The organism is Rhizobium sp. BK112 (assembly GCF_014193215.1).
In the GTDB taxonomy this organism is placed as follows: Bacteria; Pseudomonadota; Alphaproteobacteria; order Rhizobiales; family Rhizobiaceae; genus Rhizobium; species Rhizobium anhuiense.
This window is the reverse complement of record NZ_JACHYZ010000001.1, coordinates 839498-861495: the sequence shown is the minus strand read 5'-3', so window position 1 is coordinate 861495 and position 21998 is coordinate 839498. Positions and strand designations below refer to the sequence as shown.

The window sequence follows — 21998 nt, the reverse complement described above, 5'->3', positions numbered from 1 at the left end:
CCTTCACGGCGGTTGGCAGACCCTGTGGGCGGCCTGCCTTGGTCCCGAGAAACGCCTGGCGGTGGCGGTATATTAAAGACTACAACTTATAAGAAAATAATCTACAGAACAACGACCGAAAGGTGAATGAACCGTATCGCAGCTCGCGACCAATGGTCACCGGCGCTGACAGTGAACACCCTTTTGCAGGCTTTCCGGTGCATTTGAATGCAGCTGCGGTTCATTATGAGACACCGCGACGTTCCGCGGGCAAGGACGAGGTCCGCATCCTGGAAGGCGCTGCCTCCGCCGATGCACGACCGGGTTGCAGCTGCGGCGAAGGTTGTGCCCGTTCCGTCGTTGCCTGAATCCGATCCCGTGGCAACGAACAGCCGGCAAAAACTTACGGTTGAGCTTGAAAAAACGCGTCCGCGCCCCGCACGGGGGCTGACGGCTGCTTATGAAATCCCGGAAACTTTCCGGGATTTCTCCTTGTGTCATTGCAGCCTCGCACCCTCAGCCCAGCAAGTTATCCATATGGATGTAGACGGTCAGCGTATCGCCGTCGGTATGGTGCGAGTTTCCGTCGTTGATCCCGTAGCTGAAGGACTCGCTCACATGGCCGTCATGGTCGGGAAGCTTCGTTTCATCGAGCGTGTAGGCATAGTTGCCTTCCCGGTCCACGTGGATGACGCCGTAGTCGCCGGTCAGCGTGAGGCCGTGTTTGCCGACGCTTTCGTCGCCGAAGCGGCGCAGAACCAAGGTGTCGTTGTCAGAGCTGTCGTTTTCGAGAAGATTGCCGCGATGGGCCTCGCCCGTATCGCTGAAGATCTTCAAATTGTCATGGACGGCGGCAACCGCCGGATCCGCGGACGCCTCCGTGACTGCGGCAGTCTTGGCAACCGGGCTCGCCAGCACCGTTTCGACATTGGCGACCGTATGGTTGTTGCTGACGGTGAAGGTGTGCGCGTCGACGATGGACGGCGATATGGCGGTGGCCGTGGTGCCGGTCTCGATCGTATTGTTGGTGAAGGAGCCGGAAGCCGGCCTGTCGACCTTCAGCGCCGCCTGCGAGAGGTCGTCGAAGACATTGTCGTGCACCTTGATATTCGTGCGGGTATAGCTGGTGCCGCTGGCGTCGCTGATGGCAACGCCCCATGCGCCGTCATGAATGTGGTTGCCTGAAATATCATAATCCCGCGCATTGCCCTGATCGCCGAGGCCGACGCCGAAGGACCAACTGTAACCGTGAAATCCCGATATGTCGTTGTCGCGAATTGCGACATTCTTGCCGGCCGGCGCGCTGATGCCGAAGCCGCCGCCGGTGAGCACATTGTCCTCGACCACGGCATCGGTGGCCCGCACCAGCGCGATCACGCCCTTGGGGCTATCGGCGTTCGTCTGATCAAGATGGTTGCCCTTGATCAGAATATTGCTGCTGTCGTTCACCTGCACGGCATCGGCGGTCGAGCCGTTCGCGCTGGTCACGGTGTTGTCGAGAAGCTTGACGCCGGCGACCTTTTCGATCCAGAAGCCGTCGCCCTTGACGGCCGTTATCTTGCTGTCTTCGACCGTGACGTTCGTGCTGCTCCGGAAGGTGACGGCGCCGGCATTTTCCGACATGCCTGTCTTGGCGATCTCGACATTGCGGACCGTCCAGTTCGTGACACTGCCGCCATAAATGCCGGCGGTCCCGGTATTCGATATTTTGAGGTTCTCGATGACGATGTTCGAGGCATAGAGACTGTGAATGCCGTCGCCGCCGCTGTGGATGACGGGCGCTGCCCCCGTCCCGTAACTGCCGATCTTGATCGGCGCGCTTTCGGTGCCGGAATATTTGATATCAAACTGCTCGTTGAACACGCTCCCCTTGGCAAGAAGAACGCTGTCGCCCGGTTTCAGTTTCAAGGATTCCACTTTGGACAAAGTCGCAAAAGCCGAGTTCTGGCCCGTTCCGTTGTTGCGGTCGGAGCCAGTCGCTGAGTTCACATAGTAGATTGTCATATCGCCAATGTTGCCCTGTTCGTCGGATCGCTAAGTCGCCACGAAGATCGACCGGGATCGGCCGATCGAGCGCGGCGGGGGCAACCGTCCACGGCAAGAAGGCGATAAGATGTTGTCAATGGGGCAACTGGCCGGTTCACGGGCCGTATTCCACAGGCAATGGCCTGGGCGCCGCATAGATGGCCGAAAGCTGCAACTTCGGCCTGGAAAACAACGACTTCGAGGCGAATAAATCGGGGACCTGCTGCGCGGGACTTATGTTAGCTCAAGCTGTTTAACATGCGATTCGTGGCTTCGCTTACGCGCAGCGTATTCGCTCCTCACCCCCTCGCCTGCAAAGCCCCCCTCAACGGCAGCCGCGTCGCCGCCAGCGCCGGCAAGGCTCCGCCGACAATCCCGATCGCAAGTCCCAGCAGGCCCGCGGTAAGTACGACGTCGCTGGTAACGTCGAGCTGGAAGGCCATCTTGGTATTGTTGGCGCCCATCGTGCTTGCCCGCCAGCCGTCGAAGGCGAGCCGCGAGGCGAGGATGCCGACGACCGCGCCCACCGACGACAGCAGCACCGCCTCGACCCAGGTCGCAGCGAAGGCCGGCACGCGGGCGAAGCCGATCATACGCAGCGTGGCGATCTCGACGGTGCGGTCGGAAACCGAACTCATCATCGTGTTCAGCGCCCCAGCCGTGGCACCGACCGCCATCAATAGCGCAATCGGCCAGCCGAACAGGCGAATGAGGCTCTCGGTGCGCTCCGCCTGCCCGGCATAGAGATCGGCTTCGGAGACTGAGGTAAGTGGGGCGCCGGGAACCGCAGAAAGGCGCGCGCGCAGCGTCGTCAGCGGAAGAGCGGGATCGCCCCGCCCGTCGAGGCGCACGCGCAGGCTCTGCACCTGCCCCAGCCGGTCGAAAGCCGATTGCACAGCCTCCAGATCCGCCCAGATCTCGGATTCGAAGGCGCTGCCGCCGGAGGTGAAATGCCCCACGACAGTCCATTCGACCGGGCCGAGCCGCACCCTGTCGCCGACCGCAAAGCCGGAGAATTCGTCGGCGATACGGGCGCCGACGACGATTTCGCGGGCGCCCTGGGAAAACAGCCGCCCCTGCGAAAGCGCCGCACGATCGCGCAAGCCGGGACCCAGCGGGTCCATGCCTCTCAGCGACAGCGTCTGCTCCGCGCCGTCGACTTGCCTGACGACATCGACGGGAACGACGATCTCGCGCGACAGCGCCAGCCCGCCCGCGCCATCCCGCACCACGCCGATATCACCGGTCATGGCGGCAAGGCTGCGGATCGCCTCGGCAGGTACGTCAGAGCCGATCTCCTGGTTGGTCCCGCCGCCGAGAATGACGGCGATGCCAGGCGAGCCGGCGCCGGCAAGCGCGGCTTCAAATCCCCGCGCCATGGCGAGAAATCCTGCGAGCACCGCCACCACGAGAGCGACCGAGAGCACCATCGACAGCGAGATCCAGAGCCGCCGCGGCAGGCTGCCGAGGTTGATTCTGATCATGAGAAAGGTCTGCTTGAGCACTGATGACATTGGACTATCTCGATCTGAAGGCATTGACGATGGGCATGCGCATGGCGTTCCAGGCGGGCAGCAGCCCAGTCAGGAGGCCGAGACCCGCAATGATGGCGAGGGATTTCGACAGCACCGACAGACTGAAGACGAGGCCGAATTCAGGCCCGATCAACAGTGTCGCAAGCTTGGCAAGAAGGAGCCCGCCCGTGCCGCCGGCGGCAAAGATGAACAGCGTCTCGCCGAGCACCAGCGTCATGATCCGGCCTTGGGAAAAGCCCAGCACCTTCATCACGCCGATCTCGAAGCTGCGTTCCCTCACGGCAAAGAGCATGGTGTTCACCGTGATCATCAGTATGGTCACGAAAGCCGCGCCGACGACGAGGCCGACAATCAGGCCGACATCGGCGAACTGCCGCAGGAAGCCTTCGAGGAACTGCTTTTCCGATTGCGTCCGCGTCTGTGCCGCCGAATTGGCAAACAGCGCATCGATCCGCGCCGCCAGCACGCCGGATGATACGCCCTCGCGCGGGCGCACCACGAAGGTGTCGACCGTATCCTTGTCTCGCGCCCGGGCCTCATTGATCGTGTCGTAACGGGCCAGCATGAAATAGGTGTCGGTGCTGGCATTAGCTCCCTCGAAGATGCCTGATATCACGAAGCGCCAGTCGCGGCTGCCGTCGGCCCTCATCAGCTGGCTGGTGACGCCGATGCGCTGGCCGACCGACCAACCCTGAGCCTCCGCCAACGCTTTGCCGACGAGCACCCGGTCACGGCCCTCTTCGAGTGCTTCGATCAGATCAGGCGTCAGTCCAAGCTCATCGCCATTGGCAGCGGCGACCGCGCGCGGATCGACCGCGCTGGTCATCACGATATTCTTCTCGACCTCGACGAACCCGCGCATCCGCGCGGTATAGGCAACGGCGGCGACATCAGCGTCCGCAGCGATCCGGTTGAGATAGGCGAGCGGCAGCGGCAACCCGCGGCCCGACTTGTTGAAGACGCCGAGCAGGTTGTCGCTGGCGCCCGCCGCCCCTTGGCTGCCGCCGAGGAAGCTGGCGGTCAGGGCGTAAATCAGGAAGGCGACGCCGACCGAGAACATCAGCAGTGTCGCCCTCAGCCGCTTGCGCCAGGCATTGCGCCGCATGAGCTGGAAGAAAGTCATTGGCCCCTCCCTTGCTGCTCGACGAATTCGCCCTTGTTGAGATGCAACGTGCGCCGGGCAAAGGCGGCGGCCTCGGGATCATGCGTGACCATGATGATCGTCTTCTGAAGCTCACGATTGAGAAAGCCCAGCATCTCCAGGATATCGTTGGCCGATTTCCGGTCGAGATCGCCGGTCGGTTCATCGCAGAGCAGAAGGTCGGGATCACCGACGATGGCGCGCGCAATGCCGACGCGCTGCTGCTGCCCGCCGGACATGCTCGACGGAAACTGCCGCTGCCGGCCCGCAAGCCCGACGAGATCCATGACGGTCTCGACGCGGGCGCGCCGCTCCTTTCGCCCGAGCGGCTTCAAAAGCAGCGGCAGCTCGATATTCTCGCTCGCATTCAGCATCGGCAGCAGATTGTAGAACTGGAAGACGATGCCCATGCCATGCGCCCGCCATGCGGCTCTGGCGCCCTCGCCCATCTGTTCGAGATGACTGCGGCCGATCCTGATCTCCCCGGCATCAGGGCTGTCGAGGCCGCCCAACATGTTGAGCAGCGTCGATTTCCCCGAGCCCGATGGTCCCATGACGGCGACGAAATCGCCGCGCGCAATGGAAAGGTCGAGCCCGGAAAAGATCGGGATCGTCTCCGCACCGATCCTGAATGCCTTCTGGACGCCGCGAAGCGCGATATAGGGCTCTTGCGTATCGTTCATCGCTCTGCTCCTTGCTGATGATCTGTGATATCCGCGGCCTGTGGCCGAACGGTCGCAGCTCCGCCCGCCTGTGAGCCGGAAGCTGTTGTCTCATCCACCACAAGGCGGATGCGCGCGGCCATCGCAGGGCGCATGCCCGGCGGCGACGAAGACAGCGACAGGCGAAGCGTCACCGTTCCCTTCTCCCGCGAAATCATGGGCGCGATCTTCGACACTACGACCGCAAAGGGCCGATCGGGAAAGCCGTCGAGGACCGCCTCACCGGATAGGCCCGGTCGCATCTGCGCGATGTTGGTCTCCGCCACATCGGCATCAATGGCCATGTTTGCCGTGTCGGTAATCACAAGCAGGCTTTCATTCTCCCGCACGCTGTCCTCGCGCGACAGCACGGTGTCGCCGGCATGCGCGGTAAGCCGCGTGACGGTGCCCGATATCGGCGCCCGGACGGTCAGCGCCTCCACCTGCTCGCGCGCCCTGTCGATATCGAGATCCGCCTTGGCCACATTCTGCCGTGCCTGCAGGGCAGCATTCTCGGCAGTGTCGAAAGCAGTCCTCGCCTCCTCCAGCGTCTGCGCCGACATGGCATCGCGCCCGGCCAGCCGCTCGATGCGCGTCAGGGAAGACCGCGCCTGCGCGAGATCGATATTCTTTGCATCAAGCGCCAGTGCCGCCGCCTGCCGGGCGATCTCGGCCCCCCGAAGCGCAAAGCGGGCGCCCGCATCGTCGAGCCGCACCAGCACCTGCCCCGCGGCAACCCTGTCACCCGCCTCGACCTCGACGGTGACGATCCGGCCTTCATATTTGGAAAAGACGGTCGCGGCATCGGGCGCCACGACATAGCCGGAGCCGGTGACCTCCCGGGCCGGCAAGGCCCGAACCGCCGGTGCATCAGCAACAGCCCGCATCCGCTCGGCAGCGGCACCCTCGGCAGGCCCTTGCGTTCCGCCTATTGGTGTCGTCGCCCCGCGCTGAACCGCGAGGCCTGCAAGCACCGTTTCGATGCGCTGCAGCATCTCGGGCCGAGAGAAAAGAACCACCGCGAGCGATGCCGTCGCGGCAAGCGCAAGCATAGCAAGTGGCATCACGCGCCGCCGGGCTTCACGCTCCGGCGGCTCTGTCTTGAAGGCCGCGGGTTCGATCGAAAGCGATCTCAGCTTGGCGGCAAGGTTTCGGTCATGTTCTGATGTCGTGTTCATGCCGACAGAATGGTCGCCGGCTGCAAAACCGCGACCTCGAACACGTTTCCGGCAGTCCTCGATCGCGATTGTGTACGTGGCGTATCTCAGGACGAGGCCGGAGAGCCTCCCACCCCACCCTTCCTCTGCCGCCAGGCAAGCGGTGTCATATCCGTAACCCGGCGGAATTCGCGGTTGAAGTTGGACTTCGTCTGGAAGCCCACCTCGAACATCACCTCGGTCACCGATTTCTCGGTGCCGGCAAGCAGCCGGCAGGCATCGCCGATCCTGTAATCATTGACATATTGCGAAACGTTCTTGTCCATCGCCCGGTTGATCGCCGCCGAGATCTGGCGCGCGGGAATGCCCGCCTTGCGAGCCAGCCGGTCGAGATTGAGATTGGCGTCGCGATAGAGTTTTCTTGCTTCCATCAGCGCATCGACCGTGGCGATGGTCTCCTTGTCCTCGGTCGTTTCGGACTTCGATGCCGTCTCCACCGTCTCGGCCGGCGCCCGGCTTCGGCTGGCCGCCGCCGCCGCAATGCCGAGGATGACGAGGACGGCGAGATTGCTGACGCTGATTAGCGTCACCGCATGCTCGCCATGTGCCCAAGTGAAGTCGAGAAACACGAAAATATCGACTGCCGCCGACAGGCACAGCGCCACCGCCGCGAAGATGATCGCCCGATAGGCCGGCACCGCCCCCTCAAAGGGCGCAAGCCGAAGCGCATCCGCGCCCGGCCGCATCAGAAGCAGGATGGCCAAGGCATACCCGATGAAAACAAGCACCAGCGCGATATCGATCGCCTCCCGCCGGAAGGTGATCAACAAGAGGATGACGGCGGCCGGCGCGGCATGCAGCGCAATCCGCTGCGGCAGCGACCGGCGGCTCGTCCGCACCAGCCTGGATACTCCGGCATAGGCAAGCGGCGGCACCATCGCCGCGATGACAGGCGCGATCATACCCACCGCCTTCACTCCGTAGCCCCAGCGCAAGCCGGAGAGGATGGACAGCAAGACGCTCAGGAGGATCAGTGCCAGAAATGGCCGGTTCGGCGCCGCCTCCTCGTCGCGCTTGAGCACGGTAACGAAGAGGACGAGCAGCAGAAGAGCAACGACGAAGGGAAGCGGAATGAACAGCATGGCCTGGTGGGATCGGAGTGACGAATAGATGCCATCATTGCCGAGATCCTCACTAGGCGCGACCTCCATCATGTTTTAGAACCTGTTTTCGCGTGGGATTTTTGATGACCGGCATGTATTACCGGCCCATCAGGCTCTGAGGCGCACCTTCTCCGACTAACTCCTTCCGCGCGAAAATCTCCACGGGAGATTCGTGAGGGACCGAGGCAAGGACAGCTGGCCGAAGGCCCGAATTCGCCCGGCGGGTGTTGCGGCGACCGCTTTCCGCGTGCCAGCGCCTGCGAAGGCAGATGAAAATATTTCTAAAAATGGATGTTCTTTGGAATTTGATATTCCGATCGCCGGTCAAATCGGATGTCCCACTCGTTGCCAATAGTCTAGTTAATTTATAGGTTTTATGCATTGGAGGATCCCCATGCAAGAACTGCGCATCGTCGGAATATCAGGAAATGTAAAGGCGCCATCCCGCACATCGGCGCTGGTCGCGTCCATCCTTCGGCGCATCGAGTCTGAACTTGGCATCCCTGGACGGCACATTGACCTGGCTGTGTCTGCACCGGTGCTGTTTCGAGCCTTGCGGGCTGACCAACTGGGTGAGGAAGGCGCGGAGATCGTGCGCACGGTTGAGCGCGCGGATGTCCTCATCGTCGGCTCCCCGGTTTATCGCGCTTCATATAGCGGGGCGTTCAAGCACCTGTTCGACCTAGTTCACTATGAGGCGCTGGTCGGCAAACCGGTGATCCTCGCCGCAACGGGCGGAACGCCGTTGCACGGCCTGATGATCGACCATCAGCTCCGGCCCCTGTTCAGCTTCTTCAAAGCGCTGCCGCTGCCAACATCGGTCTACGCGCTTGAGAGCGAATTCGACTCATACGCCATTGCAAGTTCAGACATCCAGAAACGGATCAGAGCGGCCGTGCGGGAACTGGAACTGATCGTTCCGCACGCCAGGACGCTCGCCTTAGCCCGCGCCGAAGAACAATCGCGGCTAAGCGCCTGACAAATTACGAATAAGCACGGAGAGACCGATGTCACAATCGAAGAAAGAACCCTTGAAATTTGCCTACTGGGTGCCGAACGTGTCGGGCGGCCTGGTTATCAGTTCGGTCGAACAACGCACCGATTGGGGTATCGACTACAACCGCAAGCTCGCCCAGATCGCCGAACAGTCGGGTTTTGAGTTTGCCCTGAGCCAGATTCGCTTCACGGCCGGATATGGCGCCGACAACCAGCACGAGTCGGTCTCCTTTTCCCACGCACTTCTTGCAGCCACCGAGAAGCTTCGCGTCATTGCCGCCGTCTTGCCCGGACCGTGGAACCCGGCGCTGCTTGCCAAGCAGATCGCCACCATCAGCCACCTCACCAACGGCCGCGTCGACGTCAACATCGTCTCCGGCTGGTTCCGCGGCGAGTTCGCCGCCATCGGCGAGCCCTGGCTGGACCATGACGAACGCTATCGTCGCTCCGAGGAGTTCATCCGTGCGATCCGCGGCATCTGGACGGAAGACGTCTATAACCTGCGCGGCGATTTCTATCGCTTCACGGATTATTCGATGAAGCCGAAGCCGATCGGCGGCGTTCCGCAGGTATTCCAGGGCGGTTCCTCGCGCGCGGCTCGTGACATGGCGGCCCGCGTGTCCGACTGGTACTTCACCAACGGCAACACGCCGGAAGGTCTGAAGGCCCAGGTGGATGACATCCGCACCAAGGAAAAGGCTTTCGGCAAGACCTGGCGCACGAAGATCGGCATGAATGCTTTCGGCATCGTCCGCTCCTCGGAGAAGGAAGCGCAGGAGGTCCTCCAGGAGATCCTCGACAAGGCCATTCCCGAGGCGGTCAAGGGTTTCCACCACGAGGTTCAGAATGCCGGGAATTCCTCGCCGGAGCGCGAAGGCAACTGGGCGAAATCAACCTTCCAGGATCTGGTGCAATACAACGACGGTTTCCGTTCGAACCTGATCGGCACGCCGGAGCAGGTGGCCGAACGCATCATCGGTCACAAGCGGGCGGGCGCGGACCTCATTCTGCTCGGCTTCCTGCATTTCCAGGAAGAGGTGGAATATTTCGGCAAGCACGTCCTGCCGATCGTCCGCGAACTGGAAGCGATCGAAGACCAGCGGCTGGAAGCCGCCGAATAACGGCTTCCTTCACAAACTGAAAAAGCGAACGGCTCCCCATTCCAGGGGAGCCGGATGGCGGCGTGCGTCTTCAGGCTGGGCCTGCGGATTTCTGCGCATAACGGAGCAGACGATGGTGAATGCGCATTACACGGCACTCGATGAGACTTCTACGGTGAGGGAATATTCCCCGCTGCCGGTGTCCGGTCAATCGAGCCGTAGCGTGGCGACTGCCGACAGCAATGCGCTGAGCCACCCGCCCATATTGGCGCTCGCGGGCATCACGCTCTCCTTCGGCGGCGTCACGGCGATCTCGAATGTCGATCTTGCGGTCCAGCCGGGCGAGATCCGCGCGATCATCGGCCCTAACGGCGCCGGCAAGAGTTCGCTGATCAACGTGATTTCAGGGCAATACCGGCCGGATGTCGGCCATGTCAGCCTCAATGGCAAGACCTATGCGCAGGTGCCGGCGCAGAAAGCCGCGCGGCTCGGCATCGCCCGCACCTTCCAGAATCTTGCACTGTTCAAAGGGCTGACGGTTCTCGAAAACGTCATGACCGGCCTGACATTCCAGCGCCGCTCGACCTTCATCGGCCAGGCGCTCGGCTCGCCCCGCGCGCGCCGCGAGGAGCGCGAGGCGCGTGAACGGGCACGGCAAGTCATCGACTTCCTGCATCTCGGCCATGTGCATGACCGGCTTGCCGGCTCGCTCCCCTATGGCCTGCAGAAGCGCGTCGAACTTGCCCGGGCGCTAGTGCCCGATCCGCAGATCCTGCTGCTCGACGAGCCGATGGCCGGCATGACCGCCACCGAAAAGCAGGAAATGGCAGGCTTCGTCCGCGCCGCGCGGGAGGGTTACGGCACGACGATTATCCTCATCGAACACGATATCGGCGTGGTCATGGGGCTTTCAGACCGGATCGCCGTGCTCGACTACGGCCGCAAGATCGCCGACGGCACCCCGGCCGAAGTGCGCGCCGACCAAGCCGTCATCGACGCCTATCTTGGCGTTACCCGCGAGGACCAGGAAGAGGCGGACGCGTAATGGAAAGCTTCGACTATCTCTTCTTCCTCGAGGTGCTGACTGGCGGACTGCTCTCCGGCGTCATGTACTCGCTCGTCGCGATCGGTTTCGTGCTGATCTACAAGACCTCGGGCGTCTTGAATTTCGCGCAAGGGGCGCTGCTCCTGTTTGCCGCCCTCACCTTCGTCTCGCTGGTCGAGCGCGGAGTGCCTTTCTATCTGGCGCTTGCCCTTACCTTCGCCATCATGGTGCTGCTGGGCATCGGCATCGAACGCGCGGTGCTCCGACCGCTCGTCAACAAGCCGCCGATCACGCTGTTCATGGCGACGCTCGGGCTTTCCTACATCATCGAGGGTGCTGCCCAGCTTCTCTGGGGCACGCAGGTCCATGCCCTGGAGCTTGGTATCGAGGATGTGCCTTTCGAATTTTACGGAGTCTTCATCTCGCAGTTCGATCTCTTCGCCTCGGCCGTCGCAGCCTTGATGGTCATCGGACTGACGCTCTTCTTTCGCTATACCCGGGTCGGCCTGACCTTCCGCGCGGTGGCGGACGACCAGTTTGCGGCACTCGCCGTCGGACTTCGCCTGCCGCGCATCTGGGCCACCGTCTGGGCAACCTCGGGCCTCGTCGCACTGGTCGCAGGCCTTCTCTGGGGCGCGCGCAGCGGGGTACAATTCTCACTCTCGCTCGTGGTGCTGAAGGCTCTGCCAGTGCTGGTGCTCGGCGGTTTCGATTCTATCGCCGGCGCCATCATCGGCGGCCTGCTGATCGGCGCCTCGGAAAAGCTCGCCGAAGTCTATATCGGCGAATATTTTGGCGGCGGCATAGAGGGCTGGTTCGCCTATGCGATCGCGCTGGTCTTCCTGCTCATCCGCCCCTCCGGCCTGTTCGGCCAGAAGCTTGTGGAAAGGGTCTGAGCCATGGCTGCCATCACCTCCCAACCCGTCGTTTCGGCAAAACTTCCAGGCTGGATCGCGCCGCTTGCCATCCTCATCATCGCCTTCGCCGTCGTGCCCTTCATCGGCTCGAGCTATCTCATCGAAGCGCTGCTGCTGCCGTTCCTGGCATTGTCGCTGGCCGGCGTCGGCCTCAACCTGCTCACCGGCTATGCCGGGCAGGTATCGCTCGGCAGTGCTGCCTTCATGGCCGTCGGCGCCTTTGCCTCCTTCAATTTCAATCTGCGTGTCGAAGGCCTGCCGCTTCTCGTCTCCATCGCGCTCGCCGGCGGTATTACGGCTGCGGTCGGCATCGTCTTCGGCCTGCCAAGCCTGCGGCTGCGCGGCTTCTATCTCGCGGTTTCCACGCTTGCAGCACAGTTCTTCGTGCAGTGGGCACTGACCAAGTTCGGCTGGTTCTCAAACGACAATCCGTCGGGCGTGATCGACGCGCCGAAACTCACTATCGCCGGCATCGATTTCGACAGTTCGACTGGGCGCTACTATTTCTCGCTGATCGTCGTCACGGTGCTGACTTTCTTCGCCTGGCGTATCGCATCCTCCCAGACCGGACGCAACTTCATCGCCATTCGCGACAATGAGACGGCGGCCAGGATCATCGGCGTGCCGGTGCTGCGCACCAAGCTGCTCGCCTTCGCGCTTTCCTCCTTCATCATCGGGATCGCTGGCGCGCTCTGGGCCTTTGCCTATCTGCGCACAGTGGAGCCGGCCGGCTTCAATCTCGACCGTTCGTTCCAGATCCTGTTCATCATCATCATCGGCGGGCTGGCGACGATCCGCGGCGCCTTCCTGGGCGCGGCGTTGATGGTGGTCTTTCCTGTCGTACTGTCGCGGGTCGGATCGTTCCTCCTCGGCGATCTGTTCGATTCAGGCGTGCTCGACATGAGCCAGCGCATCGTCATCGGCACACTCATCATCGTCTTCCTGATCCTCGAACCCGATGGGCTCGCGGCGCTCGGAAGGCGGCTGACCGGACGGTTCAGGCCCAGCACGCCAGAACCCCTCGGCTGAGCTGCCACATCATCATCTTTGAACGCATTGGAACACCGGCATAGCCGGTCAACAGAGGGAGTATGTCCAATGAAAAATCTGAAAACCACAGTCAAGGCGGCGGTCGCAGCGCTCGCCATCATCGGTGGGGTCGGCTTGGCGCCGGCCCATGCCGATGAACAATATTTCCCGCTGCAGAGCTATCGCGTCGGGCCTTATGCCGCCGGCGGCACCGGTTTCTTTGGTGGCTTCATCGACTACCTGAATCTGATCAACACCCGCGACGGCGGCGTGAACGGCGTCAAGCTCACCTGGGACGAATGCGAAACCCAGTATGAGGTCGAGCGCGGCGTCGAATGCTACGAGCGCCAGAAAAGCCATCCGAACGCGGCAGCCTGGAACCCGCTTTCGGTCGGCATCGCCTATGCCATGATCGACCGCATCACCAATGACAAGGTGCCGCTGATCACCGTGAACCATGGCCGTACCGACTCCACCGACGGGCGCGTCTTCCCCTACGTCTTCCCGCTGCTTCTCAACCCCTATTCGGAAACGTCGGGTATCGTGAACTACCTTGCCTCTAGGGAAGGTGGTCTCGACAAGCTCAAGGGCAAGAAGATCGTCGTGCTCTATCACGGCTCGCCCTATGGCAAGGAAACCATTCCGATCTATGACTTGTTGGCCGAGAAGTATGGCTTCACGGTTCAGCAAATCGAGGTGCCGCATCCCGGCAACGAGCAGCAGTCGCAGTGGTTGACGATCCGTCGTGCCAAGCCGGATTACGTCGTCCTGCGCGGCTGGGGCGTGATGAACCCGGTGGCGTTGAAGACCGCGGCCAAGGTCGGCTTCCCCGCCTCCAAGATCGTCGGCAATGTCTGGTCGAATTCGGAAGAAGACGTGATCCCCGCAGGCGAGGCGGCGGTCGGCTATACCGCGATCACCACCCAGGCTTCAGGCCAGCAGTATCCTGTCCTGCAGGAGATCGTGAAGACGCTCTACGATCAAGGCAAGGGTAATCTCGAAGATAAGAAGCGCATCGGCTCGGTCTACCACAACCTCGGCATCGTCAATGGCATCCTGAATGTCGAAGCGATCCGCACCGCACAGGAAAAATTCGGCAAGCGTACGCTGACCGGCGACGAAGTGCGCTGGGGCTTCGAGCACCTGAAGCTCGATGAGGCCAAGGTCGCAGCACTGGGCGCCAATGACCTGTTCCACTCCATCAACGTCTCCTGGGACAACCACGAAGGCGATGGCTATGTGACCTTCCAGCAATGGGACGGCAAGAAGTGGAACGTCGTCTCCGACTGGATCGCGCCGGACTGGAAGCTGCTGCGTCCGATCATCGAAAAATCCTCGGAAGCCTACGCCAAGGAAAAGGGCATCAAGCTGCGCACAGCGGCCGATGCCGAAGGCACCGTGACCACGAACTGACGATGTGAGGGATGGCGCAAGCCGCCATCCCTCATTCCATAACCCGGTGCGGCAGATCGGTTTGCCTGCGCCGGGCCTCTCTCGCTGATTGGCTTTGGAACGAACGACATGTCCGACGAAACGATCCTTCTTGATATCAACTCCGTGCACGCCGTCTACAACAAGACGATCAAAGCCCTGAACGGCGTGAGCTTTCAGCTACGGCGCGGAGAAATCCTTGCCCTTCTCGGGTCGAATGGCGCGGGCAAGACGACGGCACTGAAGGCTATCTCGAACCTGTTGCCGGCCGAACGAGGCCAGGTGACGTCGGGCACGATCCGTTTCGAAGGCCGCGATGTGCTCAGCGAGAAGCCCGCCAATCTGGTGCGATCGGGCCTGGTGCAGGTGCTCGAAGGGCGGCATTGCTTCAAAAGCCTGTCGGTTGAGGAAAATCTTATCTCCGGCGGCCTCGGGCGTTCATCGTCCAGGCGCGAGATCGCTGCCGACCTCGAGCGCATCTATGCCATTTTCCCCCGGCTCAAGGAAAAGCGTCGTACAGCGGCTGGACTTACTTCAGGCGGCGAGCAGCAGATGACGGCGATCGGTCGCGCGCTGATGTCGCGGCCGCGGCTGCTTGTTCTCGACGAGCCCTCGATGGGTCTGGCACCCCTCGTGATCAAGGATATCTTCCGTTCGCTCAAGGCGCTGAACCGGGAGGATGGACTTTCCATCCTGGTTGCCGAACAGAATTCGACGGTGGCGCTTCAGTACGCCGACCACGCCACCGTCATCGAAAACGGCGTCGCCGTGCTGTCGGGTTCCGCCGCCGAATTGCGCAGCCGTGACGACATCAAGGCTTTTTATCTCGGGGAAAGCGCGGCCTTCGCCCACAGCAGGCCGGCGGCCTGATCCATTCACATCCATCACGCAGAAGGGAGACCAAAATGAACGTCATTGCCAAAACAGACAGGGTTGCCGTACCCGGCGTCAAGCGGCCGGAAAAGCCTGCGCATATCATCAAGGGCGACGCAGAAGCGATCGCGGTCGCTCACCGGCTCGCCGCGGAGTTCGTCAAGGGTTCCGCAGATCGTGACCGCGAGCGGATCTGGCCGGCGGAAGAATTGGATGCCTTCTCGCAGAGCGGACTCTGGTCGATCAATGTGCCCAAGGCGTTCGGCGGACCGGAGGTCTCCTACGTCACGCTCGCAAAGGTGGTCGAGATCATCTCCGAGGCAGATTCGTCAATCGGCCAGATCTCGCAGAACCATCTCGGCGTCGTGGCGGCAATCCGTACGGTTTCAGACGAAGCGCAGCAGGAACTGTTGTTCGGCGAAATTCTCAAGGGCACCCGCTTCGGTAATGCCTTTTCGGAATTCGGCTCCAAACGCGCGGTCGATTTTGAAACCAGGTTTGTCGACCATGGCGACCACGTCGTGGTGAACGGTCAGAAATTCTATTCGTCCGGCGCCTTGCTTGCCCATAAGGTGCCGATCGTGGCGCTCGATGACGAGGGCCGCGCCTGGTACGCGATCGCCGATCGCGATGCGCCGGGTTTGACTGTCATCGACGACTGGTCGAGCTTTGGCCAGCGAACCACGCTGTCGGGCACCGTCATCCTCGACAATGTCAAAGTCGACAAGGCGTGGCTGGTGCCCGGTTACAAGGGCTATGACAGACCGACGGCCGACGGCGCCATCTTCCAAATCATCCAGGTTGCCGTCGATACCGGCATCGCATCGGCAGCGATTAAGGAGACGATCGATTTCGTCCGCACCAAATCCCGCGCCTGGGTCGATAGCGGCCTCGACCATGCCTGGGACGATCCTTACACGATCCAGGCGATCGGAGGACTCCAGCTCAGGCTGCATGCGGCTCAGGCGCTGCTCGATAAAGCCGGACTTGCAATCGACCGGGCGGTCGCCAATCCCAATGCCGATACCGTGGCGGAAGCCCAGGTCTTCACGGCCGAGGCCAAGATCCTCTCCACCGAGATCGCTATCGAGGCGACCAACAAGCTGTTCGAACTGGCGGGCACCCGCTCGACGCTTGCCGAGCACAATCTCGACCGCCATTGGCGCAATGCCCGGACGCATACGCTGCACGATCCGGTACGATGGAAATACTCGATCCTCGGCAAGTATTTCCTCAATGGAGAGAAGCCGCCGCTGCACGCCTGGAGCTAAAAGGGCTGCCATTCGCACTTCGAAACTCAGAATATTTCAGTGGCGAGAGGGACCTCATCGCCACTGTCCTGCTATCCTTATATGTCGAGAGCATCCAGTGACCGCGGCGTTTCGGATTGATCTGCTCCCTGGAATATAAGCGGTCTTAGGTTAGCCGCCGTTCAACCGCTCGAACATCGCTTCGCCATGCTTGCGCGTGTGGACGGCGGTGCCGACCAGCAGTTCGTGCTGGTCATTCTCCAACTGGGCAAGTGCGTCCGTGGCGAATTCCTCCGGCGACATCATGTATTGCCGCTCCGCACTCGCTGCCCGCACGCCACCGCCGAGATTGGTGTCGACCATCGGCGGGACCATCTCGACCACCCGCACGCCCGTCGCCTTCAACTGGTGACGAAGCGACAGCGTGAAGGAATGGAGGGCGGCCTTGGTCGCACAATAGACGGGAATGTCGGCCTTCGGCGTAAACGCCAGTCCCGAGGTGACGTTGACGATGACGGCGCTGGGTTGCCGCTTCAGCATCGGCAGCAGCTCGCCGATCAGTTGGATCGGCGCGGCAAGGTTGATGGCTATCTCCTGGTCGAGATCGGCCACGGCCTGATCATCGTCGAAATGCCTGACGTACTGCACCCCGGCATTGTTGATCAGCATGTTGAGGTCGGGATGGTTGTTTTCCAGCCAGCCCGACAGGCTGTCACGATTGTCGAGATCGGTGACGTCGCAGACCCGCGTTATCAGAGCAGGCACGGCCGCCTGCGCCCTGTCCAGCGCCTCCCTGCTCCTGCCGCAGATGATGACGCGATTTTTCCGTTCGGAAAGTTGCTTGGCAAGCGCCAGCCCGATGCCGCTTGCGCCGCCGGTGATGAGAATGGTGTTGTCCGTCAGTTTCAAGTCGAACGTCCTTCTATGTTGACATGAAGGTGCGCCGACAAAGGTTTCAGAGTTCCCGGCGGACACACCTACGAGACCGGCAAGCCGGCTGCGGTGTCGCGGTTACCCTGAAAGGAGGAGTTGCCGCCCGATGGGCGACGGCCGGGCTACCATCCGACCAGCACTCTTTCGACGGAATTTTTATAAGGCAGATTTTGCTTCGATGGCAAGTGGCGACGATGGCTGTGCCGAACTGCTGCGCTCAGCCGCATCCCTGCCCTCCAGCCTCATCCAGACGTGTCGTCCAAGGAGTCCAGGAACGCGAGCACTCGGCTGGTGAGGAGCGCGGTCGCATCCGCGTCATAGGATGGAAGCGAGCTGTCGGCGAAGTAGTGCTGATCGCCGGGGTAGAGGAAAAGCTCCGCCTTCTCGACCTTTTCCACAATCTCGCGGGCGGCGTCGATATCGCCCTCGCCTGCGAAAATCGGGTCGTTGTCCATACCGTGGATCTGCACCGCGACACCATCCGGCCATGGTCCGAAGGCCCACTCGCCGCTGATCGGCAGGCAGGAGTAGAAGAGGAGCGCCCCACAGGCCCCAGGCCGCGTCTGCGCCAGCTTCTGCGCCGGCAGCACACCGAATGAGAACCCGCCATAGACGAGCTCGACCGGCAGTTCGTCGGCGAGGCGGACGCCACGCTCCCTGACAGCGTCGAATCCGATTTCACCGATATAGGCGAGGCCTTCTTCGATGCTGGGGAAGGTACGCCCGTCGAACAGATCAGGCGTATGCACGATGTGGCCGGCTGCCCTCAAAGCGTCGGCGAACGCATGCACACCCGGGGTCAGCCCCTGTGCGTGGTGGAATAACAAGACCTCAGCCATACGAAGCCTCCGGATGGGATGATCGGGCGCACATTCGGCAACTCTACCGGGTCATCGCTTCGTCGGGAAGACGTCAGTCGCAGGCCAGTCCCATACTCTAGGTGTGGCAGCAGGAATCGTTCCCGCTGTCATCGGGTGAAGGCTGCAGGCGATTGTCGACACTCTCCTCGTTTCCACCAGGCGGCAGGTCCATGGCGATGTTGGATGCGAAAAAGCCGTTCGGTTTCAGTGTGAAGCCTGCATATTCCACCGGCATGATCGGAAAATCCTCGGGCTTGCAGACATGGGTATGACCGAAGGAATGCCAGAGCACGATATCGGCATTCTCGATTTCGCGGTTCTGCTTGACATAACCCGGCAGGCCGTCGCCGCCGGCATGCACATTTGGATAATCACCGCTCGCATATTTCTCCCTGGCATCGAAGGCCGTGACCCAGATGTGTTTCTTGGCGAAGCCGCCGCGCTGGGCAACGGTCGAATCCGGCTGGGCAAGCATGACCGGTGACGGCATGACGACGATCTTGTAGCCCGGCGTTTTGCCGACGCTGTTCTGCATGTTGGGGTTGGAGACTTTCCAGTAGCGGCCGGTCTCGCCATTGGCGAGTGCAGGCGAATCGAGTTCGCGCTTCAATACGCGAGTCCTGGTATCGAAGACATTGCCATAGGGATTGTCTTCACCCCAGGGACGCGGCACGAACTCATGCTCGGTCACGGTGTTGCCATCGCCATCGACATCCATATGCAGGCGCGCATTGAAGAAATGCTGGTGGGTCGGACCGCCGAGATTGTCATCGACCATACCGCCCCATGGATAGGTTTCGCCGGTCGCGACCGCCGCCGTCTGGATGATGCCGGTGAGCTTGGCTTCGAGCTGGATCGTGCCGTCCTGGTAGAGATACCAGTAGAAGCCGTAATCATAGTTGCCGACGGTTGCGAAGAAGGAGATGACGAGACGGCGGGAGCGGCGCACTTCGAAAATACCGTTGCGGAATTCGTAATGCTTCCAGAGGATGCCGTAATCCTCCTCATGCATGCAGATGGCGTTCTTCATGATGAAAGGCTGGCCGAAATCATCGGCCGCCGGCACGTCGAAATAGTGAATATGGCCGAGGCAGTCGCAGCCGAGTTCGAGGCTGTTGGCCAGGCGCCCGAGGCCGTATTCGCCGGCATCGAAGGCGCTCTTCCAATAATGGTTCGCGGTCGGATCGGCATAGGGCACGACCATTTCGGTGACACTGGCGCGAAAGACGACGGGCCGCAGCCTGCCCTGATCCTTGATGCCGAGCTCATGCAGAACGAGGCCCTCGCGCGGGGTGAAACCGACACGGAAACTCCAGTTCTGCCATTCGACTTTCCAGCCGTCGACAGTAAAACTCGGCCCTTGCGGCTGAACGATATGCAGCGGCTTGAGATCGGGCCGGAGTTCCGGGAAGGTTTCGCGGCCATAATTGCGCTTCTTCCGTGGAACCGGAATGATCTTTTCATCGTCGACGAGATCGACCACTCGGTTGGCGATCAGGTCGACCACCGCCACCACGCCCTCGATCGGATGCGCATAGCCGTTGTCGCGGATATCCTCGCGCCAATAGGACACGGCGCGGACGATGCGCTTTCCCTTCTCGAATTCGCGGCCAAAATAGCCGGAGGAGAAAGGATCAATCTGGATGAGCGGAATGTCCTCGTCGGTAATGCCGCGCTTCTTGACGGCAGCGATCCAGCGCGGATCGGATTTGACGGTGCCTTCAACGGTTTCGAATTCGCACAGCATGACCGGCGGCTGGCCGTAGGGCAACTCGTCGAGAGGCAATCTTATATAGGAGGACACCTTGCCGGCGGTCAGGTCGACGATGCCCTCGAAGGTCTCGCCGTTGCTGATATCCATGGCCAGGATGAAGGCGAGGCGCGGCAGACTGTTGCCCAAGCGATGAGTGGCAAGATCCGCCTTGGTCGGCTCCTCCAGCCGGGTTATCGGAAAGCGGAAGGTGGCTGCGAGTTTCTGCGTATCCTTGAGTATGGCAACGGCAGAGGCGATCTCGGCAAGGCTCAGAGGATCGAGCGGATGGGTGACTGCGACAACGGCGTCCATGAACATACCTCTTTGATTTAGGCCTCTTTGATTGTGGGCCTCTTGGCTTCCGGAAAGACGACGCGCCTTCGCGCGTCGCAAGCTGCGGTAATCAGGATCGACCGGAGCAGATCTGCATCTCGGTCATCATCGCCTCTGCGTGAATGCAAAACACCGAGCAGAAAACATGCGCCTCAACGGCAACCAGCAAAGTTGCGCCGGCAAGGATCGCGATCGCGAGAACCAGAAGGCGATCGACGGGTGCAAGTTCAGCAATGGCACTCATTCGAAAGCCTTTCCGAGCGAGGCGTAGAGAGCGGGCTTGGATCTCTTGACCTGGATTGCAAACAGCGCTCCGAGAATGCCCACCAGCACCATGACATAGGGGAAAGCCTTGACGATCAGGCTTTCGCTGCCGGAAAGCAGGGAAAGATTGGAACTGACCAGCACCAGCGAACCCATCAGGCCGAGCAGCGCCAGCGCCGGGGCGATCATCGTGGTCCAGGCGCTGTAGCTGTTCGGCGTCTTGCGGAAGAACATGATGATCGCGACGGAGACCAGCACCTGCACCAGCAGGATACCGATCCCTGCAAGCGCTGCCATCCACGAGAACACCACGGTGTAGGGATCGGCGCCGAAGATGACGAACAGGGCAAGGACGACGGCCGCGATCAGACTTTGCAGCAGACCCGCGGCATAGGGTGAGCCATGCTTGGCGTGAACCTTGCCAAGTACCTTGGCGGCCAGGCCTTCCCGGCCGAGGGCGAAGAAATAGCGGTTGAGCGTATTGTGGAAGGACAGGATGCAGGCAAACAGGCTGGTGATCAGCAGCACGTTCATCACCTGGCTCGACCATGCGCCAAGCACCGAATTGGCGGCAGCGAAGTAGAAGCTGTCGAGGCCGGCAGCGGCAGAGGCCTGCACATTGCCCGGACCGTAGAATTGCACGATGGCCCAGGTGGAGAAGGCGTAGAACAGGGTGATGAGCAGCACGGCAACATAGGTGGCGCGGGGAATGGTCTTTTCGGGATCTTCGGCTTCCTCGCCGAAAATGGCCGTGGCTTCGAAGCCGATGAAGGAACCGATGACGAAGACCAGCGCCACACCAAGACCTGGCGTAAAGACCTGCGATGGAGCGAAGGAGGAGAAGGTGATGCCTTCCGGTCCGCCGCCTGAAAAGACGATGGCAAGATCGAGAACCAGCAATATGGCGATTTCGGCGATCATACAGACGCCAAGGATCGCGCCTGAGAAGGCGATATTGCGCTGACCGCAAACCAGCACGACGACGAGTGCCGCGAAGGCCCAGGCCCACCACGGCAGGACGAGCCCAAGCGGCGCCATGGCGTTGGCCATGAAGAAGCCGAACAGCCCATAGATGGCGATCTGAACCGCGCTATAGGTGACCAGCGCCATGAAGGCGCCACCCACCCCGGCCGGCTTACCGATGCCATGGGTGATATAGGTGTAGAAGGCCCCCGCCCCGCCCACATGCCGGCTCATGGCGGTGAAGCCGACCGAGAAGAGCAGGTAAAGCAGGCCGGCGAGCACGAACGCGCCGGGAACGCCTGCGCCATTGCCAAAGGCAAAGGCGGCCGGTGAAGCGCCGACGACGGCCGTGAGCGGCGCGGCCGCGGCAACGACGAAGAACACGATATGGGCAAGTCCCACCGAGTCCTTGGCCAGACGACGCTCCGGCGATGACGGCGCGGGCATGCTTGCTTCCAGTGTCATGGAGGAACCCTCTTTGTTTGTTGTTGCCAAGAGGGTAAGCGCAGCGATCTGGCCTCGAAATTGCAGTTTATGCCAATGAATCGAT

The 21998-nt window shown here is 61.5% G+C and carries 19 protein-coding genes; 8 read left to right on the top strand and 11 right to left on the bottom strand.

The window, feature by feature from the left end:
* Positions 1 to 495 precede the first annotated feature (495 nt).
* From FHT75_RS04105 to FHT75_RS04080, 6 genes are all read right to left on the bottom strand, one after another.
* Positions 496 to 1983 carry a right-handed parallel beta-helix repeat-containing protein gene (locus FHT75_RS04105; RefSeq protein ID WP_047610548.1) on the bottom strand — a complete coding sequence of 496 codons (1488 nt, stop codon included), beginning with the start codon at positions 1981 to 1983 and terminating at the stop codon, positions 496 to 498.
* 320 nt (positions 1984 to 2303) lie between these two features.
* A complete protein-coding gene (locus FHT75_RS04100; protein WP_097594251.1) occupies positions 2304 to 3518 on the bottom strand; it encodes an ABC transporter permease in 1215 nt (404 codons plus the stop codon).
* Positions 3519 to 3522: 4 nt separating this feature from the next.
* Positions 3523 to 4662: an ABC transporter permease gene (locus tag FHT75_RS04095; RefSeq protein WP_063475137.1), complete on the bottom strand. Its 1140-nt coding sequence runs from the start codon at positions 4660 to 4662 to the stop codon at positions 3523 to 3525.
* On the bottom strand, positions 4659 to 5363 hold the full coding sequence (locus FHT75_RS04090) for an ABC transporter ATP-binding protein (protein ID WP_047614052.1): 705 nt from the start codon (positions 5361 to 5363) through the stop codon (positions 4659 to 4661). The genes FHT75_RS04095 and FHT75_RS04090 overlap by 4 nt, the downstream gene beginning before the upstream one ends.
* Positions 5360 to 6559, bottom strand: coding sequence for an efflux RND transporter periplasmic adaptor subunit (locus FHT75_RS04085; protein ID WP_244604778.1), 1200 nt, complete (start codon positions 6557 to 6559; stop codon positions 5360 to 5362). Before FHT75_RS04085 ends, FHT75_RS04090 begins: the two co-directional genes overlap by 4 nt.
* A gap of 86 nt (positions 6560 to 6645) precedes the next feature.
* Positions 6646 to 7752: a helix-turn-helix domain-containing protein gene (locus tag FHT75_RS04080; protein ID WP_063475139.1), complete on the bottom strand. Its 1107-nt coding sequence runs from the start codon at positions 7750 to 7752 to the stop codon at positions 6646 to 6648.
* A 343-nt stretch (positions 7753 to 8095) separates the two neighbouring features.
* On the opposite strand from FHT75_RS04080, the gene msuE reads away from it, so the two are divergent.
* The 8 genes from msuE (at position 8096) to FHT75_RS04040 (ending at position 16363) form a co-directional block, all read left to right on the top strand.
* Positions 8096 to 8680 carry an FMN reductase gene (gene msuE, locus FHT75_RS04075; RefSeq protein ID WP_097594250.1) on the top strand — a complete coding sequence of 195 codons (585 nt, stop codon included), beginning with the start codon at positions 8096 to 8098 and terminating at the stop codon, positions 8678 to 8680.
* 28 nt (positions 8681 to 8708) lie between these two features.
* Positions 8709 to 9818 carry a dimethylsulfone monooxygenase SfnG gene (sfnG, locus tag FHT75_RS04070; protein WP_063475140.1) on the top strand — a complete coding sequence of 370 codons (1110 nt, stop codon included), beginning with the start codon at positions 8709 to 8711 and terminating at the stop codon, positions 9816 to 9818.
* 112 nt (positions 9819 to 9930) lie between these two features.
* Positions 9931 to 10842 (top strand): ABC transporter ATP-binding protein, encoded by a 912-nt coding sequence (locus FHT75_RS04065; RefSeq protein ID WP_063475141.1) that lies wholly within the window; start codon positions 9931 to 9933, stop codon positions 10840 to 10842.
* Positions 10842 to 11738, top strand: a complete 897-nt coding sequence (locus tag FHT75_RS04060) for a branched-chain amino acid ABC transporter permease (RefSeq protein WP_063475142.1) — start codon at positions 10842 to 10844, stop codon at positions 11736 to 11738. The genes FHT75_RS04065 and FHT75_RS04060 overlap by 1 nt, the downstream gene beginning before the upstream one ends.
* Before the next feature lie 3 nt (positions 11739 to 11741).
* Positions 11742 to 12788, top strand: coding sequence for a branched-chain amino acid ABC transporter permease (locus FHT75_RS04055; RefSeq protein WP_183844642.1), 1047 nt, complete (start codon positions 11742 to 11744; stop codon positions 12786 to 12788).
* A 69-nt stretch (positions 12789 to 12857) separates the two neighbouring features.
* The gene (locus FHT75_RS04050) at positions 12858 to 14201 is read left to right on the top strand and encodes an ABC transporter substrate-binding protein (protein ID WP_063475144.1); all 1344 of its coding nucleotides are present in this window, start codon (positions 12858 to 12860) and stop codon (positions 14199 to 14201) included.
* Positions 14202 to 14309: 108 nt separating this feature from the next.
* Positions 14310 to 15089, top strand: a complete 780-nt coding sequence (locus tag FHT75_RS04045; protein WP_063475145.1) for an ABC transporter ATP-binding protein — start codon at positions 14310 to 14312, stop codon at positions 15087 to 15089.
* A gap of 35 nt (positions 15090 to 15124) precedes the next feature.
* Positions 15125 to 16363, top strand: coding sequence for an SfnB family sulfur acquisition oxidoreductase (locus tag FHT75_RS04040; RefSeq protein WP_063475146.1), 1239 nt, complete (start codon positions 15125 to 15127; stop codon positions 16361 to 16363).
* A gap of 150 nt (positions 16364 to 16513) precedes the next feature.
* Here FHT75_RS04040 and FHT75_RS04035 read toward each other — a convergent pair whose 3' ends face one another.
* The 5 genes from FHT75_RS04035 to FHT75_RS04015 all read right to left on the bottom strand — a co-directional run bounded on the left by FHT75_RS04035 (position 16514) and on the right by FHT75_RS04015 (position 21913).
* Positions 16514 to 17251 carry an SDR family oxidoreductase gene (locus tag FHT75_RS04035; RefSeq protein WP_063475147.1) on the bottom strand — a complete coding sequence of 246 codons (738 nt, stop codon included), beginning with the start codon at positions 17249 to 17251 and terminating at the stop codon, positions 16514 to 16516.
* Positions 17252 to 17517: 266 nt separating this feature from the next.
* Positions 17518 to 18114 carry a dienelactone hydrolase family protein gene (locus FHT75_RS04030; RefSeq protein ID WP_063475148.1) on the bottom strand — a complete coding sequence of 199 codons (597 nt, stop codon included), beginning with the start codon at positions 18112 to 18114 and terminating at the stop codon, positions 17518 to 17520.
* A gap of 97 nt (positions 18115 to 18211) precedes the next feature.
* Complete coding sequence (locus tag FHT75_RS04025; RefSeq protein WP_097594417.1) at positions 18212 to 20200, bottom strand: primary-amine oxidase; 1989 nt, start codon at positions 20198 to 20200, stop codon at positions 18212 to 18214.
* Positions 20201 to 20291: 91 nt separating this feature from the next.
* Positions 20292 to 20465 carry a hypothetical protein gene (locus tag FHT75_RS04020; protein ID WP_176707371.1) on the bottom strand — a complete coding sequence of 58 codons (174 nt, stop codon included), beginning with the start codon at positions 20463 to 20465 and terminating at the stop codon, positions 20292 to 20294.
* Positions 20462 to 21913 carry an APC family permease gene (locus tag FHT75_RS04015; RefSeq protein ID WP_063475149.1) on the bottom strand — a complete coding sequence of 484 codons (1452 nt, stop codon included), beginning with the start codon at positions 21911 to 21913 and terminating at the stop codon, positions 20462 to 20464. The genes FHT75_RS04020 and FHT75_RS04015 overlap by 4 nt, the downstream gene beginning before the upstream one ends.
* Positions 21914 to 21998: the final 85 nt, after the last annotated feature.

Coding starts and splice junctions, on each gene's coding strand:
- FHT75_RS04040 (WP_063475146.1), top strand. CDS start 15,125: ATGAACGTCATTGCCAAAACAGACAGGGTTGCCGTACCCGGCGTCAAG.
- FHT75_RS04045 (WP_063475145.1), top strand. CDS start 14,310: ATGTCCGACGAAACGATCCTTCTTGATATCAACTCCGTGCACGCCGTC.
- FHT75_RS04015 (WP_063475149.1), bottom strand. CDS start 21,913: ATGACACTGGAAGCAAGCATGCCCGCGCCGTCATCGCCGGAGCGTCGT.
- FHT75_RS04025 (WP_097594417.1), bottom strand. CDS start 20,200: ATGGACGCCGTTGTCGCAGTCACCCATCCGCTCGATCCTCTGAGCCTT.
- FHT75_RS04060 (WP_063475142.1), top strand. CDS start 10,842: ATGGAAAGCTTCGACTATCTCTTCTTCCTCGAGGTGCTGACTGGCGGA.
- FHT75_RS04100 (WP_097594251.1), bottom strand. CDS start 3,518: ATGTCATCAGTGCTCAAGCAGACCTTTCTCATGATCAGAATCAACCTC.
- FHT75_RS04105 (WP_047610548.1), bottom strand. CDS start 1,983: ATGACAATCTACTATGTGAACTCAGCGACTGGCTCCGACCGCAACAAC.
- FHT75_RS04050 (WP_063475144.1), top strand. CDS start 12,858: ATGAAAAATCTGAAAACCACAGTCAAGGCGGCGGTCGCAGCGCTCGCC.
- sfnG (WP_063475140.1), top strand. CDS start 8,709: ATGTCACAATCGAAGAAAGAACCCTTGAAATTTGCCTACTGGGTGCCG.
- FHT75_RS04095 (WP_063475137.1), bottom strand. CDS start 4,662: ATGACTTTCTTCCAGCTCATGCGGCGCAATGCCTGGCGCAAGCGGCTG.
- FHT75_RS04020 (WP_176707371.1), bottom strand. CDS start 20,465: ATGAGTGCCATTGCTGAACTTGCACCCGTCGATCGCCTTCTGGTTCTC.
- FHT75_RS04055 (WP_183844642.1), top strand. CDS start 11,742: ATGGCTGCCATCACCTCCCAACCCGTCGTTTCGGCAAAACTTCCAGGC.
- FHT75_RS04090 (WP_047614052.1), bottom strand. CDS start 5,363: ATGAACGATACGCAAGAGCCCTATATCGCGCTTCGCGGCGTCCAGAAG.
- FHT75_RS04080 (WP_063475139.1), bottom strand. CDS start 7,752: ATGATGGAGGTCGCGCCTAGTGAGGATCTCGGCAATGATGGCATCTAT.
- FHT75_RS04065 (WP_063475141.1), top strand. CDS start 9,931: ATGGTGAATGCGCATTACACGGCACTCGATGAGACTTCTACGGTGAGG.
- msuE (WP_097594250.1), top strand. CDS start 8,096: ATGCAAGAACTGCGCATCGTCGGAATATCAGGAAATGTAAAGGCGCCA.
- FHT75_RS04085 (WP_244604778.1), bottom strand. CDS start 6,559: ATGAACACGACATCAGAACATGACCGAAACCTTGCCGCCAAGCTGAGA.
- FHT75_RS04030 (WP_063475148.1), bottom strand. CDS start 18,114: ATGGCTGAGGTCTTGTTATTCCACCACGCACAGGGGCTGACCCCGGGT.